Consider the following 15,624-nt stretch of genomic DNA (forward strand, 5'->3'; position numbering starts at 1 on the left):
GAAACATAAAAAAAGCCGCCTCAAAACGAGGCGGCTATCAAGTATTGTAAGAATCTTATTCCTTCACTCTTTCCACATAATCACCTGTTTTGGTGTTGATGCGGATGAGTTCACCTTCGTTTACAAACAACGGCACCATCACAGTTGCACCGGTTTCAATGGTAGCAGCCTTTAAGGTACGGGTAGCAGTATCGCCTTTCATGCCCGGTTCGCTGTAGGTAACCAGCATTACAATTTTATCGGGTAATTCAACCGTCATGGGTAATTCCGTTTCGGTATTGATGAGTACCGATACTTCGCCGCCATCTTTCAAGAACTGCGGAGCGTCGATCAAACTTTCCTGTACGGTTATTTGCTCAAATGTTTCATTGTTCATAAAACTGTAACCTGTATCATCTTTGTATAAAAACTGGAAATCTTTACGCTCTACACGAACGGGGTAAATGGTTTCGCCGCTGTTCCAGGTTTGCTCTACTGAACGGTTATTATCAACACCTTTCAGCTTGGCCCACACTTTTGCGGCGGCACGTGCCGTTTTGTTTTCGCCAAACTCCACGATTTTATATAAGCTGCCGTCGACCTTAATGATCATACCACGACTGATGTCTGATGTAGTTGCCATAAAACTGATTAATTTTTGAATGAAGGCTGCAAATATACGGCAATGAGGCAAGCAGGCAAATTGAAGATGGGATAGTTTCACGGTCAGACAACCTTTTTGCTGTTTCCTGTATCTTGCGGCTATGAAAAACGTTTTTTTCCTGCTTTTCCTGGTATCCGTTACAGTAACTGCAAAAGCAAACCCGGCAACAGATTCTATCCCCGCTCATTTAAAAAACCTTCGCTTGCCCGATTTTAAGCTGTTACTGCCCGACAGCAGCACGAACTTTTATACCGAAAACCTGAAAAGCAACCGTATCACCATCCTCATGAGTTTTAGCCCCGAATGCGACCATTGCAAACAACAAACCAAAGAAATTACAGAGCAGATCGATAAGTTTAAGCATGTGCAGATCGTAATGGCTACTACCCTTCCGTTTGGCATGATGAAAGCATTTCATGACGAGTACAAGATCGCATCTTTTAAAAATATCATCATGGGCAGAGATGTATTATACTTCTTTCCAAAATATTTTCTGAATCATTACCTGCCGCTTATTGCGGTCTATAATAAAAAAGGCGAACTGATACATTATGCAGATGGAGGAATGTCCACGGCTGAACTCATCCGTTTGATCAGCGAATAAAAAAGCGAATCATTGTTCAAAATGATTCGCTGATGGTTGATGATAAAGTTGAATGATTGCAGTACTGAAAAGGATCAGCATTTTTCGTTCTCTACTTTCCAGGGAGTTGTAAAGAATTTAAAACTTGTTTTCTTTGTTTTTGTTTTAATGATCACTACACCATTTTTTCCTTTTTGACCATAAGCTTTTACTGCTGACTCATCTTTTAAAACGCTAACGCTTTCAATCGTGTTCACATCAAATGTCCTTAACTCATCATAATCAGTTTCTTTGCCATCAACAATGTATAAGATATTTTCATTATTATAACCATATCCTAAACCAATCGTAATTGTTCCCTTTGAATTTGATAAGGCGCTGCCAACCATTGGCGATTTCTGATATCCTTCCACTGTAACCGGACGACCAGATGATTCAATTTTCTTATAACCCTTAACGATCACCTCCTTATTCGACGCTTCCGGAGATGTTGCTGTTGCGGAAGTTGCGTAACCAACTACTGTTACTTCCTTAAGGGGATTAGCTGGTGAGGTTGCTGTAGTTCCATATCCTGTAACGACTACCTCATTTGCAGTAGACACGTTCGCAATGGTGCTTACTTCAGCAGGCGCACTCACAGCAGCGGTTGTACTTACGGGCGACACAACAGAAACCGCAGCAGGTACATCAGGTGTTGGCGGAGGAGGTGGAGGAATTTTTCCATACTTCTTTTCATACGCCGCTTCTTTCAATGTCCAGTCGGTAAGCTTGAGTGCCTCAACAATATTTTTCTTTTTATCTTTTACAATCACAATACACTCGCCCAGATTATCGGCAATTGTTACGTAATAACCTTTCTCGTTTAGCTTCACAATTTCATGAGCTGGTGTTGAAGGTGCAATTGTTGCCGGTGTAGGAGGAGGAGGTGGTGGCGGCACCAGTTTGTCCAGTTTGCCATATTTCTTTTCAAATGCCGCTTTCTCTATTTCATTATTCAGATTGTAGGTTTCTTTCGTTCCGTTTTTTAATATGATCGTTACTGATTGTTCATTGTTGTTTTTATTAACACGCACACTTTTTATTTCATCAGCAGGCAATGTATCAGCGAGCAATACATCTGTTTGTATAAAATCCTGTTTTGTTTCGTTTTGTCTCGCTTCCCTAAAGGCCAGCAACAATACTGCCAGCAGCGGCAATACAAACAGAAAACGGATGATCTGCACCCGGGCAGATTTCATTTGATTCATCATGATGATTCGGTTTTTAAGTGAAGAAAAATTAAAATTCGGTGCAATGCTGTAATTAGTGTTGCCAACAACCTTCAGCAACAGGTATTGATATTGCTTTTTATCAACTCCATCCTGTAACACTTTTTCGTCTGCAATAAATTCAAGGTTCTGGCGGATCGCTTTGCGGATAAGCCAGGCTGCCGGATGAAACCACAACAGCATGCATAATAATTCGGCGAACAGAATATCAATACTGTGTTTTTGTTTGATGTGGACAAACTCATGGCGAATGATCTCTTGTAATTCAGCTTCCGTATGCAACTGACGGTTGATATAAATTCCATTGTTAAAAGAGAATGGAACGATGTGTTCATTTACATCAAAAAGTTTTACATCTCCTTCGTTCAACAGTATTGCATTTGTTTTTATGCGTTGCAAACTGAATAGCTGGATCAAGATCCTGATACCCATGATCAGCATTCCTGTTACAAGAATAGCAATTGAAATGGTCCATTGGTCCCATTCAAAACCCGGATCCGTAAATTGCAGGTTATACACCGGCACCAATTGTACAAACTGCGCTCCGTCCAGTTCATGCCTGAACAAAAAATCAGTAACGTTCATGAACGGAATGGTGAAACAAAGCAGGCTGTAGCCCATCAGATACCAGCGGTTCCAATTGTAAAATGTTAGCCGGCGCAATACAAACTGATAAAACAAATACACAATCGCAAGGGCGATGGAAACTTTTAATAAATACTCAATGAGAAAAGGCATCTTAGTTTGATAATTTGAAAATTTGAAAATTGAACATCAGCAACTCATCACTGATCATTCATTACTCATTCTTCATCATTTCCTCCCTTCAATCATCTCAACAATTTCTTTCAGCTCTTTTGGTGATAATTTTTTCTGCTCCACAAAAAAGTTCACCAGCTCTTTGTACGAGTTTTCGAAATACTCTTTTACAAATCCATTCATGAATTTCTTTTTGTATTCTTCTTCTGTTATGGCCGGCTTATATAGATATGCATTGCCCACCAGCCTGCTGCAGAGGAATCCTTTCTTTTCTAAATTCTTAATAGTAGATGCCAGTGTGGTGTATGGGATCTCTTCATCCAAATGTTCCAGAAACGATTTTACATTTCCTTCTCCTTTTCGCCAAACGGCCTGCATCGCTTCTTCTTCCTGTTGTGTGAGTTTTTCCAGCATTTCTACGAAGTTTTCGTAAAGCTACGGTTTTTTCGTAGACCTCCAAATTTATTTTCTAGCTTTGTTAACTGATTGACAAAACAAAGGCCGGCCAAAATAGACCAGCCTTTGTTTTGCTATGTAAGGTTGGCAACCTTGTCTAACCTTCCTTATTTCTCACACATTTCCTTCAGGTTACGTAACCCGTCTTCAAATTGTGAATTGAGTTGTTTGGTAATTGAAGGGCCCATCAGGCGTGCAACCGGAAACGGAAATGCACCGCTGTTGCGCCATACTACTTTTGTACCCCCTTCCACTTCGGTAAAATCCCAGGCATCAATTGCTTGCGATTTGAACGGTTTCAAAAATACAAGGTCGAAATTAATGGCCTTACTTGGTACTGTTGAACGAACAGTTAAACTGCCCTCTCCTACTTTCTTTCCATTCCAGTAATATTTATGACCTACATGCATTGGATCACCTGTTATGCTGGTTTGCGCATCAGGGTCAGTCTTTGCCCAAGGGTTCCAATCTCTGTAATGATTCAGGTTCGCTATTTTGTTATACACTTCTGCGGGAGGCTTGCTAATGATCGTTGATTTTTCAACGAGGTATTTACCGGGCAGCACAGCGGCCACCAGCAATACAAAGGCAATAATGCCGAGGATAACATACAAAATGATCATATGGGTTGTTTTTGGTTCCCTTAAAGATAGTAATTCCTTCTTTTGTCATTTCGCCTTTCGTCCAATACCTTTGCGCCACATTTTATTTCACTTAAAAATACTTGTTCCATGAAAGTTACTGTTGTAGGTGCCGGTGCCGTGGGTGCAACCTGTGCTGATAATATTGCCCGTAAAGAATTGTGTTCTGAACTTGTGTTGCTCGATATCAAAGAAGGCGTTGCCGAAGGTAAAGCACAGGATATGATGCAAACGGCAGCCCTCCTTGGTTTTGATACTAAGATCGTTGGCAGCACCAACGACTATAGCAAAACTGCTAACAGCGATGTTGTGGTAATTACATCTGGCTTGCCACGTAAACCCGGCATGACCCGTGAAGAATTGATTGGTGTGAACGCAGGTATTGTAAAAAGTGTTTGCGAAAACATTTTGAAGTATTCTCCTGATACCATCATCATCATCATCAGTAACCCGATGGATACGATGACTTACCTCGCTTTAACTTCAACAGGTTTACCAAAGAACCGCATCATTGGTATGGGTGGCACGCTTGACAGCAGCCGCTTTAAATATCAACTGAGCCAGCATTTAGGTTGCTCTCCTGCTGATCTTAATGCAGTGGTAGTTGGTGGTCATGGTGATACAACGATGATCCCTTTGATCCGTTTAGCAACATGGAACAGTGTTCCCGTAACAAAATTCTTAAGTGCTGAACAGCAAGAGAAAATTGTAAAAGATACAATGGTGGGTGGTGCTACACTTACTGCATTAATTGGTACTTCTGCATGGTATGCACCAGGTGCTGCGGGAGCTGCAATGGTTGAAAGTATTTTGCGTGATGAAAAGAAACTCTTTACTTGTTGCGTAGCGCTTGAAGGTGAATACGGACAGAAAGATATTTGCTTAGGTGTTCCTGTTACGATTGGTCGCAACGGTTGGGAAAAAATTCTTGACTTTGAATTGAATGCTGATGAACAAGCTGCATTTAATAAGAGCGCCGATGCTGTAAGAAATATGAATGATGTGTTGAAGACACTTTAAGCCCCCACCCCCTAAAGGGGTGTATTGCAAAAAACGGTTTCACTTTTGTGAAACCGTTTTTTATATGTGGATTTTTTAGCGATGTAAAACGAACAAAGCAGCCCGCTGATCGCTTTCTGTTTTTAATTGCACTCCTTTGCCGTTTAATGTGTGACCTGAGTTTGTGAAAAAGTAACCGGGGTATTGCACACTCTCTACCCTTACACGCTTTTTACCATCTACATCCGATTCAAAATCGAGAAAGAACTTCCAGCTATCATCAGATGGTGCAGAACTTGATTCATGAATGCCGAGGTACAATTCCTCCGCTCCAAAAGCGGATGCAGTTTTACGTACACGCATTCTGATGTTGGGATCGGTAATTAAATGAAAACTGTAACTCTGTCTTGAGTTGATGGTGTTACCAAGTCTTACTTCAAACTTGCAGTCTTTCTCCCTTGCCAGATCATTCATGTTGTACGTTTTTTCAACTGGATCCCTGAGAATTACATTGGAGCCAATGCGTAAATAGATCCAATCGGTTCCATTATCAATAGTAAAGATGGAAGCGTGCGGAAAATTGATAGAAATACCCTGTAGCCCGCCGTCATTTTTTTTGCCGCAGGAAAGAAAAAGACAAACAAAGAATAGTAGTGCGAATACTTTTTTCATAACCGGTGTTTTAGTTGATGATTGAATAAAAAATAATGTTGGTTCACTTATTGCCTGATGAGTGTTGATTTTAATGTTGATCCATCTTCAGCAGTAATAATTAATTGATAAGCCCCTGCCGCCAATTGTAATGTTTCGATCTGCAATTGATTATTTCCTGCTACGAGTTTCACTGCACGATTCATTAGCCGCCTGCCCTGCATATCAATTACTGAAACAGTTGCATCAGTCGTTTTCTTTACTCTTACAGAAATATTGAGCAACTCAACTGTTGGGTTAGGCCACACTTTAATAGCCGGTGCGCCGGCAGATGTTAGGTCGAATACATTTGTTGGGAAATCAATATCAGTTAAAGTCCATCTTGAGAAAGATGCAATGCCCGTTTGTTGCACAAAATTACTTGTTGCATCTCTGCTGGAGAATCCTGCACCGGTCCAGTTTATGTTATCATTGCTCCTCCATAAACTTAACAGCGCTTCATTTCGGCCATTTAATTCTGCGTTAAAATAATTGAACCTTAGTGTAGCATTTAAACTTGTGCTTGTTGTTGGTGTTATGTCGTAATAACGATTAATTGACTGGCGGCTTATAACTGAAATGTTTTGTGCTGTATGTCCCCGGCGTATGGTAACTGTTCCGAGATTTTGTGCAGAAGTGATCACAGCACCAAGATTACCAGGGTTGGCAGATGATGGTGCATTTAACGGCAAAACAATTTGCACATGCCCACCATTAGCACCAATCACACGTGTAGTTTCTGTTTCACCGGTTAACAAAGCAGCAGGTTCTAATTCAAGATTATTATTGTTGAGATTCAACAAGCCACTTGTAAAACTTACAAGTGTATTAATACCAATCGTGCGTTGCAACTGTATTTCAGCGGTACCTGTTTTTGCCAATTGTAACACATGAATTTTTGTTGGCTGTGTTCCACCGATTGTATTGTTGGCTGTACCTGTAAAACGAACTGTGCCTGCTGTTTGGTTAAACGTGCCATTGTTAACAAGACTCATGTCTTGCAAAACAAGCGTAGCGTTGCCTTCAAGTTTAAACGTTGTGCCGTTTGCAACCTGCAGTTGTGCGTGCAGTTGTGTTGCATAGAAACATAAGACGACAATGATCAATACATAATTTTTACTCATAAGAAAATTATTAGAATGGATCTCTCCTTAATGAATACAAAACAAAATAAAAACTACTCCTGCGCCTTGAATCTTCCATTGAATATCCTGTTGCAATCCTTGAAATATCAGCAAATTTTATTGTAGCAGAACGGCTGCTACTAGTAATAAATTCTCCAATTGAAACTGCCTGATCCCATGTACCGTTGCCTACAGGTGTAATAAGAAGTAACATACTGTCTTTTACAAACTCAATGTTTGGCATTGCAAGTTGATACCAGCGCTCATCAGCATTCCACGAAACGGAAAAATTTCCACTTCCGCTTTTTATACCTACTGTTTGAGTAACATTGTCTGATGAACCACCTGAACTATCTACTACTCCCCACGCAATCATTCTTGGTCCGGGAGATATAGGTGTCCATGCATTTGTCCTTGAATAATTCCCGGTAATTATTTGATAGTTATACCCCCTTTGTGTATAAATCATCGGGCTTTTCACCTCATTATTGTAAACCACTAAACCTTCCGCAGTTGTGCCACTGATCGCATTCATTTGCGTGTTGTTTAATGATGGCAAAAACAAACCCTGCGTAGTTGAATTTAAATGTAGTATAGCCCGGCTGCTGGGAGTGGTTGTACCAATTCCTACACTACCCGTATTTGTATTGGAAATATTATTACCATTGGGTGCCCAATATTGTGTTGACGGCCCACTGCTTAATGAAGTCCATGCTGTTCCACTATAAAACCAAAAATCACCGGTATCATTATCAAATACTAATAAGCCTTTTGCAGGTGATGCAATGGCGGTGCGTTGTGCTGTGGTCATACGTGGCACCAACATTCCTTTGTTGGTGCTTTTAACATCCAGTATAGCACTTGCATCAGCGTTGCTGCCATCGGAATTGATTGCTGCACTTTGTGCAACTGAAATAACAGTTGACAATAAAAAAGAAAGAAAAAGTAAACAACGTATCATAAACGATTATTTAAATGTTTTTGAATTTCTATTGTGCCCCCAATACCATAAACTGATAAGTTGCTGTTACCGTAGCTGCGGTGGAACTGAGATTATAAATTCTGAATTTGCAACCCGTTGATGACACTTCAACAGGAAGAATATTCAACTTCATGAAATCATTGGATGAATAACTCAGTATATTACCTGGGTAAACCTGCGGCGTGCCTCCAAAATTCTCGTAATCAATAAACCCTGTTTCTAAATAAGCGCCAACGGATAAATTGGTAACAGTAAAAGAAAGTTGACTTCGAACAATTTTTAATTGTGTGGAATTTTGGCTTCTTATAATTCCTTTATTAGTGTTTACAAGCAGGTCCTGTCCAACCACTAATGTGTTATTTGGATTCAATGTGCCATCAATACGTGTAGCAGTGCGGAAACGCACAGACCCTCCATCAACATCTAAGGCATAAGTGGTTGTAGGAATGGTTCCAATACCAACACGCTCTTCAAAATATGCTTCGTCATCAACATCCAGTTGATTAATTAAAGTCCTTCCTCCAACTTCAAGCTTGTACTTACTACTATCATTTGAAAAAGCGCCCATTTTAATCTGTCCATGTCTGTTAATTGCAAAACCACCACTGTTTAAATAATATGGCACATCTAAATTGCTTCCATCACCTCTTGTTCTGTATCGAAGCACCCCATCTTCCTGTGAAAACTCAAGGTGTGCGGAATATCCTTGTCCTATTCTTTTAAAATCAAAATTGGTAATCGCTCTTGCATTAAATCCAATTCCAATATTCTGAGTAGGGAGAGGGCCAAACTCTGAAGTTGTGTACAAGCTTATGCCGGGCTTGTTTGTACCTGAATTAAAAAGAAAAAAATTTTTGGGTCCTGAATTTGTATCTGCAACATGCAGCTTAGCTTGAAGGTTACTGTTAATGCCTATACCCACACTTCCCTTATTGGTATTATAAACAGTATCAGCATTTTTCTTCCACACATTTATTGATTCACCGCTTGTTAATGAAACCCATGCTGTTCCATTATAAAACCAAAAATCACCCGTATCATTATCAAATACCAATAAGCCTTTTGCAGGTGATGCAATGGCGGTACGCTGCGCAGTGGTCATGCGTGGCACCAGCATTCCTTTATTGGTACTTTTTACATCGAGGATGGCACTTGCATCTGCATTGCTGCCATCGGAATTGATTGCTGCATTTTGTGCAACTACAACAGAAGGAACTAATATTCCATTTAATAAAATGATGAATAAAAATTTATACATATAATTTTTGTTGAAAGACGAACTGTTATTCCAAAATTTTTCTTGTTGTTCAAATTACAATCAGCATCACAATTAATTTTTTTCGCCCAATGCCCACGATGCGCCACTTACAGGCGTACCATTTCCAACAGGCACCGCTCCTCGTAAATCAGGCAAAGCGAAATTGGTGTTGCCATTACCACCATAGTTAGAGCCCAGTAATGAAAACAATGCTTCATTACCGCTTATGGGCAATATCTGTCCATTACAAAAAGCAAAACCAACAGGTGGAAAATTGCCGCTGAACAATCTTATTTCACCAAGAATAATATTACTGTATGCCGGGTTTCCTGAACCCTGTGATGGAAACTGTCCTTTTATTGCGATAACATAGTTTATCCCTACTCCTTTATTGCCTTTATGATACGTAATGCTTGTACCGGCTCCTTTATTGATGATGTCAAACTGATTGCCCTGAACCACTTCAATTGTATTTGCTTTAACTACTCCCGCCACTTCTAATTTTGTAGATGGATTCGTTACTCCAATACCTACATTACCACTGTTGTTATTATTGATATTATTTCCATTTCTCGACCACACATTAACGGGATCTCCGCTTGTTAATGATGTCCACGCTGTGCCATTATAAAACCAAAAACCACCGGTATCATTATCAAACACCAATAAGCCTTTTGCAGGAGATGTAATAGCAGTGCGTTGTGCAGTGGTCATACGTGGCACCAGCATTCCTTTGTTGGTACTTTTTACATCAAGCATGGCACTTGCATCGGCATTGCTGCCATCGGTGTTGATGGCTGCACTTTGTGCAAAGCATCCAAAACTCAGTAACAGAATTGAGGAGAGAAGAGAATATTTTTTCATACTAAATTTTCAGATTTCATTTTTAAAATCATCTAATCATTGGCCGCTCCCACCACTAAAAAGTAATAGGTACCGCTAAATGTTGAAGCAGTACTCGAAGAATTATAAAACCTGACTTTAAATGTTTTGGCAGTAGTATCAACAGAATGAACAGTAAGTACCCAACGATGAAATGTACCGGTGCCATTTACAATATTGGCGACACTTACACGAGGTGTTCCTGTAAAAATATCAGGATAGCCAAATGTAGCATCAGCAAAATAACCCGAAGGAGCATCAGGTATTCCAACCTCACCGGATACATAATGCATCATTAACTGGTTACTGTTAGAACTGCGAACAATACCTTTGCCAGCATCAACCGTTAACTGATTAGTAATTTTTACTATGCCTGTATTTTTTTCAATCAGCATCCTGCTTCCCCCGCCAAATTCAACAAACTCAAGGCCATCGTCACTGGATCTGTTCCTGATATTCCAACGCAGATTACCATTGTCGCTAAACCGAAGAGCAGCATCACCGTTGAACGCATCAATATCTATTATCGAAAATCCGGAAGTGCTTTTACTCAAAATTCCATAGCTCCCGTACACATTAAGTGAATGGGATGCACTATGTGTATTAGAGCCAATGGTAATTGCATCTTCAAATAAACCTGAACCACCCACATGTAATTTAGCATTGGCATTATCCCTTCCTATACTTACATTACCTGTACCTCCATGAATCAACAGACGATACCCAAATCCTTCTTCCCTCAATCCAAAAGAAGCATTTAGAGTAAAAAGATTTGTACTGTGTAAATCCCATTTTAGAACTCCGTTACGAAACCACCTTACACGAGGTTCATTATTAGCCGCATCAATATCTATATTCGAATACCCCGCTGTACTTTTTACCAACAAACCTGTGCCATCATGAACCACACTTAATTTACTAATGGGCGTATTGGTTCCTATTCCTACATTGCCGCTATTGCTGTTATATATATTATTGCCCGATGGTACCCATTGATTTTTACCAATGCCTATTTCCACCCACGCAGTACCGTTATAAAACCAAAAACTATTGGTATCTGTATCAAATACTTTTAATCCTTTAGCAGGTAACACAATTGCTGTGCGTTGTGCGGTTGTCATGCGTGGAAGTAAAAAGCCTTTGTTTGTGCTTTTAACATCAAGAATTGCGCTTGCATCAGCATTACTGCCATCGGTGTTAATTGCCGCACTTTGAGCATTTACAACAAGAGCATTCAGAAAAAAACAGATCACAAATAAAACTCGTTGCATAAGCCAGGTTTAGTGGTTGATGTATGTTGTTAAAGCGAATTTTAAAATAATACCTGTGGGTAGTGGATAGGCAAATGGCCTTACGAACTCCTGCACTGCAAGAGGGTTTGTTCTTACTGCCATCTCTTTTTTAACAACAGTTGCTCTTTTTTCTTTTTGTTGTGTGAGCCGTTTCGATTCAACTACCGTAAAAAAAAGGATGAGGCCGATGATATTCAATACATACAATGTCCGCATACGTAATGCATTGTTGTATTGTAAAAGTGGAGAGAAGAAAAAAAAGGAACAACCCCAAAAAAGGGAGAAGAAAATTAAACGAGCCGTTCGTTAATGGCTTTGCTCACAGCTTCGGTGGCAGAATGCACCTGTAATTTTTCGTAGATCTTTTTAATATAAGAGCGAATGGTTTCAAATGCATAGCCGGTTTCATCGGCTATCATTTTATAACTGTTGCCCTTGCATAAGAGAGAGAGTATGATCTTTTCCTTTTCTGTAAAATTATACACGTTGGCAGTTGGTGAATGCTGCATGGAGTTTACCACCATTTTTGCAATGGACGGACTCATGGGTGCGCCGCCATCTAATACTTCTTTAATAGAAGGGATTAATTTCTCTGATACATTCTTTTTGAGCAAATAACCTGATGCACCTGCACAAATAGCATCAAACACATGTGTGCTGTCATCAAACACAGTAAGCATAATGATCTGCACTTCTTTATTGAATGTGCGGATAAGCCGAACTGCTTCAATACCGCTGCGGCCAGGCATATCAATATCCATCAGTACCACATCAGGCATATCCGTTTTTATATGCTGCTCGGCCTGCATACAATGATCGTAAGAAGCAATCACCACAAACTCATCTGTAAGTTGCAGTAATTCTTCAAGCCCTTTACGTAACCCACTGTTGTCCTCGAATATGATGATTTTTTTGACCATCGGATTCACAAGTTAATGATGCGTTATTATAAATAATACCCCAATTCAGGTAATGGGCAAATCAAGCTGCACAGTGGTTCCGTTTTCTGCTGAGGTATTGATCGTTAATGTTCCGTTTAGTTCTTCTGCCCTGCTCTTCATGTTTTTTAAACCATTACCTCCATTCTTCTTAACACCAGCAAAACCTTTCCCATCATCTGCAACGGAAAGATGAAGTACGTGATCTGCTTTCATGCCAAGAGTGATCAGCAGATTATTGCCGTTACTGTATTTCACCGCATTGTTTACCGCTTCTTTAAAAATAAGAAAAACATTCTTCCGGTAAGCCACATCCAGTTTTCGATGGGCAATACTGCTGTCAGCATCAAACTTCAATTCAATTCCCTTTGCTTCACACAGCTCGGCTGCATATTCTTTCATGCGCACCAGCATACTTTCAAGTGAGTCGTTTGTTGGGTTAATAGCCCACACAATATCACTCATGCTTTCCATGGTTTGCTGTGCCGAATCTTTAATACGTGTAAGATAACCCTGTACACTGCTTTGATCATCGCCTTTGTTAAGCGCCACTTTACTTAATACGTTGATGGTTGTAAGCGCCGAACCAATATCATCATGCAGATCTCTTGAAATACGATGGCGTAAACGTTCCACTTCCAGTTTTTTATTCAGCTGATATTTGTAAACTGCATATAGGATAGCAGCAACTGCCAGCACACAAAACAAACGGAACCACCATGTTTGATAAAAGAATGGCTTTATTACAAACGTAACCGAAATCTCATTTTGTGATACTGTGCCATGAAATGTTTTTGCCCTGAGTTTAAACTGATAATCCCCTGCTGATAGATTTTGATACTGTACACGGTTGATATTGCTTGCCTGTTGCCACTGTACATCTGCCCCTTCCAGTTTATATTCATATTGCAGTAATTGCGGCAATGAATAATGCAAAGCTGAAAAAGAAATCACCAGATCTTTTAGAGGAGAATTAAATACAGTTCGTTTTAAAAGCAATAAACTGTCTGCAAGCGATTGTCCATTTATAATAACAGCATTTAATACCAATGGAAACCGTTCCTTACTGATTGGTTTTTTATTTTCAAGAAACATCACCCCGCCACCTACTGCTATACTGATCTCATTTCGTTCTGCATCATATGCCAAACGTTGTGGCCAGTAGTCGTGCGAGGAATAAGAAGTAAATGGAAATACTTGTTTGCCACTTACGGGCCGGGTGATTTTATTTGTATAGATATTGATCGAAAAAAGATGGTTACCACTTACTACCCACAGGTTTGAATCAATCGCCTTCACTGCATAAATATTATTACTGCTCAAGCCTTCACTCATACTTAAAACAGTAAATGATTTTCCGTACGACCTCCCATCAACATATTTTAACACTCCGCCCGAATGCGTAGCGACCCAAACAGCGCCTGTTTTATCCTGTGTAATATCATGTACCAGATTGAGCGGAGTGTAGTGTCTTGCCTCGGGCGATTCGGTATACAATGTAAACTTCTTGGTTTTCAAATGATACTTGTAAACGCCATGACTAAACGTACCGATCCATACATTGCCATTTATTGTATCTAAAAACAATGGATTGCTTTTAATAATGTCAGCAACTGTTGCTGAATCGGCAGGTATAGTAAATTTCTTCCTCTTGGTATCGTAAAAACTAATAGTACCTATAAAGCCACTAAACCAATAGTTGCCATCTGTATCTACTATTACATCCCTGAAAGCGCCTTTGCCTTCGGGCATTGGAAATTGTACAAAGCCTTTTAATGACTTATTATATTGATAAACTGCATCATCTGCAAGCAACCAGATAGTACCTTTTCTGTCTTTCCTTACGTTTCTGCAACTTGCAAATCGTTTTCCGTCAGCTGTACCCGAAATTGTTTCAACAGTATTGTTCTTTCGGTTTACGATAAACACCATTGCCTTTGTTGTTGAACATAAAAAATAACGATCATCCTCTGCATCATACAACAAACCCGACATGGGATTGTCGCCAACACGATCCGACACATTCATGAGTGGCAGAAATGATGCGAGTTGATTATTGCCATCGTATTTTACAATTCCGTTATCGCTTGCCAGCCATGTAATACCACAGTTGTCTTTGTAAACATCACGGATGCTTCCCTCCGGCAATGAAACAGATAATTCCGGTATATTTTTTTGCAGGTACACGTTGTTTGATGCTGCATCAATCAACATCAAGCCATCAGAGGCCCCAACCCAATCGTATTGAATAGCAGGTAACGAAAATTTTACTGAAGGATATGAAATAGTTAATACGCTTACTTCCTTAAATGTTTTCTTTGTTTCATCAAAACAAAATATCCTGTTACCGGATAATGTAATAAATACTTTTGCCTGTGCCCGGTTATAGACCATTTCAAGCGAATAGGTTTCGTAGCCATGCCCTGCTACTGAATAGCGACCGGTTACTTTGTTAAATACAACCAACCCAAATGTTGTGGCCAACCATAATTCATCGTTTGTTTTTGGAAGAATCTTTAATACAGAAAAATACCGCCCCTTGTATTGAGGAAGTAATTGGGGAACAATTCGTTTCCAGGGATAGTGTGTAAATGTTTGTGTTTTATTATCAAATACCGATATGCCTTGAAAATCTGTTGCGAGCCATAGCCTGTTATTATCATCAATATAACTGTCCCATACAATAGGGTTCAGTAACATTCTCGGTGTATCAATACCAAGTGCTTCATAACGTTGCCATATTTTCTTTACTGGATGGTAGCGGTTCAACCCACTCATGGTTGATACCCAGATGAATCCATTCTTATCTTCCTCAATATCATTTATGAGCTCATTTGAAATACTGTTCTTCACAGGCACAAACACTGAAAAATCAAAACCATTGTAGCGGTTCAATCCATTCTTGGTTCCTACCCATAAAAAACCGGTCTTATCTTTTAGAAAACAAGTAACACGATTGTCGGACAAGCCATCTTTTTCCGTTAGTGTTTCAAAAAACGACTGTTGCTGCGCTTGTGTAATTACACAAACAAAAAAAGAAAGCAGTAACAACAGCAGTTTGGCCATGCCTAAAAATACAATAAACTGCCTGAGATCGTACATCCATAAA

Annotated in this window: 15 protein-coding genes; 2 read left to right on the plus strand and 13 right to left on the minus strand. The window is 39.7% G+C overall.

Going from position 1 to position 15,624, the window contains the following annotated elements; translation table 11 throughout:
• Positions 1 to 55: 55 nt before the first annotated feature.
• Complete coding sequence (efp, locus tag WG989_RS20580; RefSeq protein WP_340432020.1) at positions 56 to 622, minus strand: elongation factor P; 567 nt, start codon at positions 620 to 622, stop codon at positions 56 to 58.
• Positions 623 to 743: 121 nt separating this feature from the next.
• Here efp and WG989_RS20585 point away from each other — a divergent pair, with 121 nt between their 5' ends.
• Entirely contained in the window at positions 744 to 1,247 is a 504-nt protein-coding gene (locus WG989_RS20585) for a hypothetical protein (protein WP_340432021.1), read from the plus strand.
• A gap of 74 nt (positions 1,248 to 1,321) precedes the next feature.
• Here WG989_RS20585 and WG989_RS20590 read toward each other — a convergent pair whose 3' ends face one another.
• The 3 genes from WG989_RS20590 to WG989_RS20600 all read right to left on the minus strand — a co-directional run bounded on the left by WG989_RS20590 (position 1,322) and on the right by WG989_RS20600 (position 4,332).
• Complete coding sequence (locus WG989_RS20590) at positions 1,322 to 3,232, minus strand: M56 family metallopeptidase (RefSeq protein WP_340432022.1); 1,911 nt, start codon at positions 3,230 to 3,232, stop codon at positions 1,322 to 1,324.
• Positions 3,233 to 3,307: 75 nt separating this feature from the next.
• Entirely contained in the window at positions 3,308 to 3,667 is a 360-nt protein-coding gene (locus WG989_RS20595; RefSeq protein WP_340432023.1) for a BlaI/MecI/CopY family transcriptional regulator, read from the minus strand.
• 149 nt (positions 3,668 to 3,816) lie between these two features.
• A complete protein-coding gene (locus WG989_RS20600) occupies positions 3,817 to 4,332 on the minus strand; it encodes an SRPBCC family protein (RefSeq protein WP_340432024.1) in 516 nt (171 codons plus the stop codon).
• Positions 4,333 to 4,440: 108 nt separating this feature from the next.
• On the opposite strand from WG989_RS20600, the gene mdh reads away from it, so the two are divergent.
• Positions 4,441 to 5,370, plus strand: coding sequence for a malate dehydrogenase (gene mdh / locus WG989_RS20605; RefSeq protein ID WP_340432026.1), 930 nt, complete (start codon positions 4,441 to 4,443; stop codon positions 5,368 to 5,370).
• 75 nt (positions 5,371 to 5,445) lie between these two features.
• Here mdh and WG989_RS20610 read toward each other — a convergent pair whose 3' ends face one another.
• The 9 genes from WG989_RS20610 to WG989_RS20650 form a co-directional block, all read right to left on the minus strand.
• A complete protein-coding gene (locus WG989_RS20610; RefSeq protein ID WP_340432027.1) occupies positions 5,446 to 6,021 on the minus strand; it encodes a hypothetical protein in 576 nt (191 codons plus the stop codon).
• Between the two features lie 47 nt (positions 6,022 to 6,068).
• Positions 6,069 to 7,163 (minus strand): T9SS type A sorting domain-containing protein, encoded by a 1,095-nt coding sequence (locus WG989_RS20615; protein WP_340432028.1) that lies wholly within the window; start codon positions 7,161 to 7,163, stop codon positions 6,069 to 6,071.
• A gap of 10 nt (positions 7,164 to 7,173) precedes the next feature.
• Positions 7,174 to 8,124, minus strand: a complete 951-nt coding sequence (locus tag WG989_RS20620) for a phage tail-like protein (RefSeq protein ID WP_340432029.1) — start codon at positions 8,122 to 8,124, stop codon at positions 7,174 to 7,176.
• 28 nt (positions 8,125 to 8,152) lie between these two features.
• Entirely contained in the window at positions 8,153 to 9,403 is a 1,251-nt protein-coding gene (locus WG989_RS20625) for a phage tail-like protein (protein ID WP_340432031.1), read from the minus strand.
• A gap of 72 nt (positions 9,404 to 9,475) precedes the next feature.
• Positions 9,476 to 10,267 carry a phage tail protein gene (locus WG989_RS20630; protein ID WP_340432033.1) on the minus strand — a complete coding sequence of 264 codons (792 nt, stop codon included), beginning with the start codon at positions 10,265 to 10,267 and terminating at the stop codon, positions 9,476 to 9,478.
• A 32-nt stretch (positions 10,268 to 10,299) separates the two neighbouring features.
• On the minus strand, positions 10,300 to 11,556 hold the full coding sequence (locus WG989_RS20635; protein WP_340432034.1) for a phage tail-like protein: 1,257 nt from the start codon (positions 11,554 to 11,556) through the stop codon (positions 10,300 to 10,302).
• A gap of 9 nt (positions 11,557 to 11,565) precedes the next feature.
• Positions 11,566 to 11,793: a hypothetical protein gene (locus WG989_RS20640; RefSeq protein WP_340432035.1), complete on the minus strand. Its 228-nt coding sequence runs from the start codon at positions 11,791 to 11,793 to the stop codon at positions 11,566 to 11,568.
• 74 nt (positions 11,794 to 11,867) lie between these two features.
• Positions 11,868 to 12,497, minus strand: coding sequence for a response regulator (locus WG989_RS20645; protein ID WP_340432036.1), 630 nt, complete (start codon positions 12,495 to 12,497; stop codon positions 11,868 to 11,870).
• A 45-nt stretch (positions 12,498 to 12,542) separates the two neighbouring features.
• Positions 12,543 to 15,617 (minus strand): ligand-binding sensor domain-containing protein, encoded by a 3,075-nt coding sequence (locus tag WG989_RS20650; protein WP_340432038.1) that lies wholly within the window; start codon positions 15,615 to 15,617, stop codon positions 12,543 to 12,545.
• Positions 15,618 to 15,624 lie beyond the last annotated feature (7 nt).

Source organism: Lacibacter sp. H407 (assembly GCF_037892605.1).
GTDB lineage: Bacteria > Bacteroidota > Bacteroidia > Chitinophagales > Chitinophagaceae > Lacibacter.

What these genes read in the sequence shown, in the direction of transcription:
- efp (WP_340432020.1), bottom strand. Translation starts at nt 622, where the DNA reads ATGGCAACTACATCAGACATCAGTCGTGGTATGATCATTAAGGTCGAC.
- WG989_RS20585 (WP_340432021.1), top strand. Translation starts at nt 744, where the DNA reads ATGAAAAACGTTTTTTTCCTGCTTTTCCTGGTATCCGTTACAGTAACT.
- WG989_RS20590 (WP_340432022.1), bottom strand. Translation starts at nt 3,232, where the DNA reads ATGCCTTTTCTCATTGAGTATTTATTAAAAGTTTCCATCGCCCTTGCG.
- WG989_RS20595 (WP_340432023.1), bottom strand. Translation starts at nt 3,667, where the DNA reads ATGCTGGAAAAACTCACACAACAGGAAGAAGAAGCGATGCAGGCCGTT.
- WG989_RS20600 (WP_340432024.1), bottom strand. Translation starts at nt 4,332, where the DNA reads ATGATCATTTTGTATGTTATCCTCGGCATTATTGCCTTTGTATTGCTG.
- mdh (WP_340432026.1), top strand. Translation starts at nt 4,441, where the DNA reads ATGAAAGTTACTGTTGTAGGTGCCGGTGCCGTGGGTGCAACCTGTGCT.
- WG989_RS20610 (WP_340432027.1), bottom strand. Translation starts at nt 6,021, where the DNA reads ATGAAAAAAGTATTCGCACTACTATTCTTTGTTTGTCTTTTTCTTTCC.
- WG989_RS20615 (WP_340432028.1), bottom strand. Translation starts at nt 7,163, where the DNA reads ATGAGTAAAAATTATGTATTGATCATTGTCGTCTTATGTTTCTATGCA.
- WG989_RS20620 (WP_340432029.1), bottom strand. Translation starts at nt 8,124, where the DNA reads ATGATACGTTGTTTACTTTTTCTTTCTTTTTTATTGTCAACTGTTATT.
- WG989_RS20625 (WP_340432031.1), bottom strand. Translation starts at nt 9,403, where the DNA reads ATGTATAAATTTTTATTCATCATTTTATTAAATGGAATATTAGTTCCT.
- WG989_RS20630 (WP_340432033.1), bottom strand. Translation starts at nt 10,267, where the DNA reads ATGAAAAAATATTCTCTTCTCTCCTCAATTCTGTTACTGAGTTTTGGA.
- WG989_RS20635 (WP_340432034.1), bottom strand. Translation starts at nt 11,556, where the DNA reads ATGCAACGAGTTTTATTTGTGATCTGTTTTTTTCTGAATGCTCTTGTT.
- WG989_RS20640 (WP_340432035.1), bottom strand. Translation starts at nt 11,793, where the DNA reads ATGCGGACATTGTATGTATTGAATATCATCGGCCTCATCCTTTTTTTT.
- WG989_RS20645 (WP_340432036.1), bottom strand. Translation starts at nt 12,497, where the DNA reads ATGGTCAAAAAAATCATCATATTCGAGGACAACAGTGGGTTACGTAAA.
- WG989_RS20650 (WP_340432038.1), bottom strand. Translation starts at nt 15,617, where the DNA reads ATGTACGATCTCAGGCAGTTTATTGTATTTTTAGGCATGGCCAAACTG.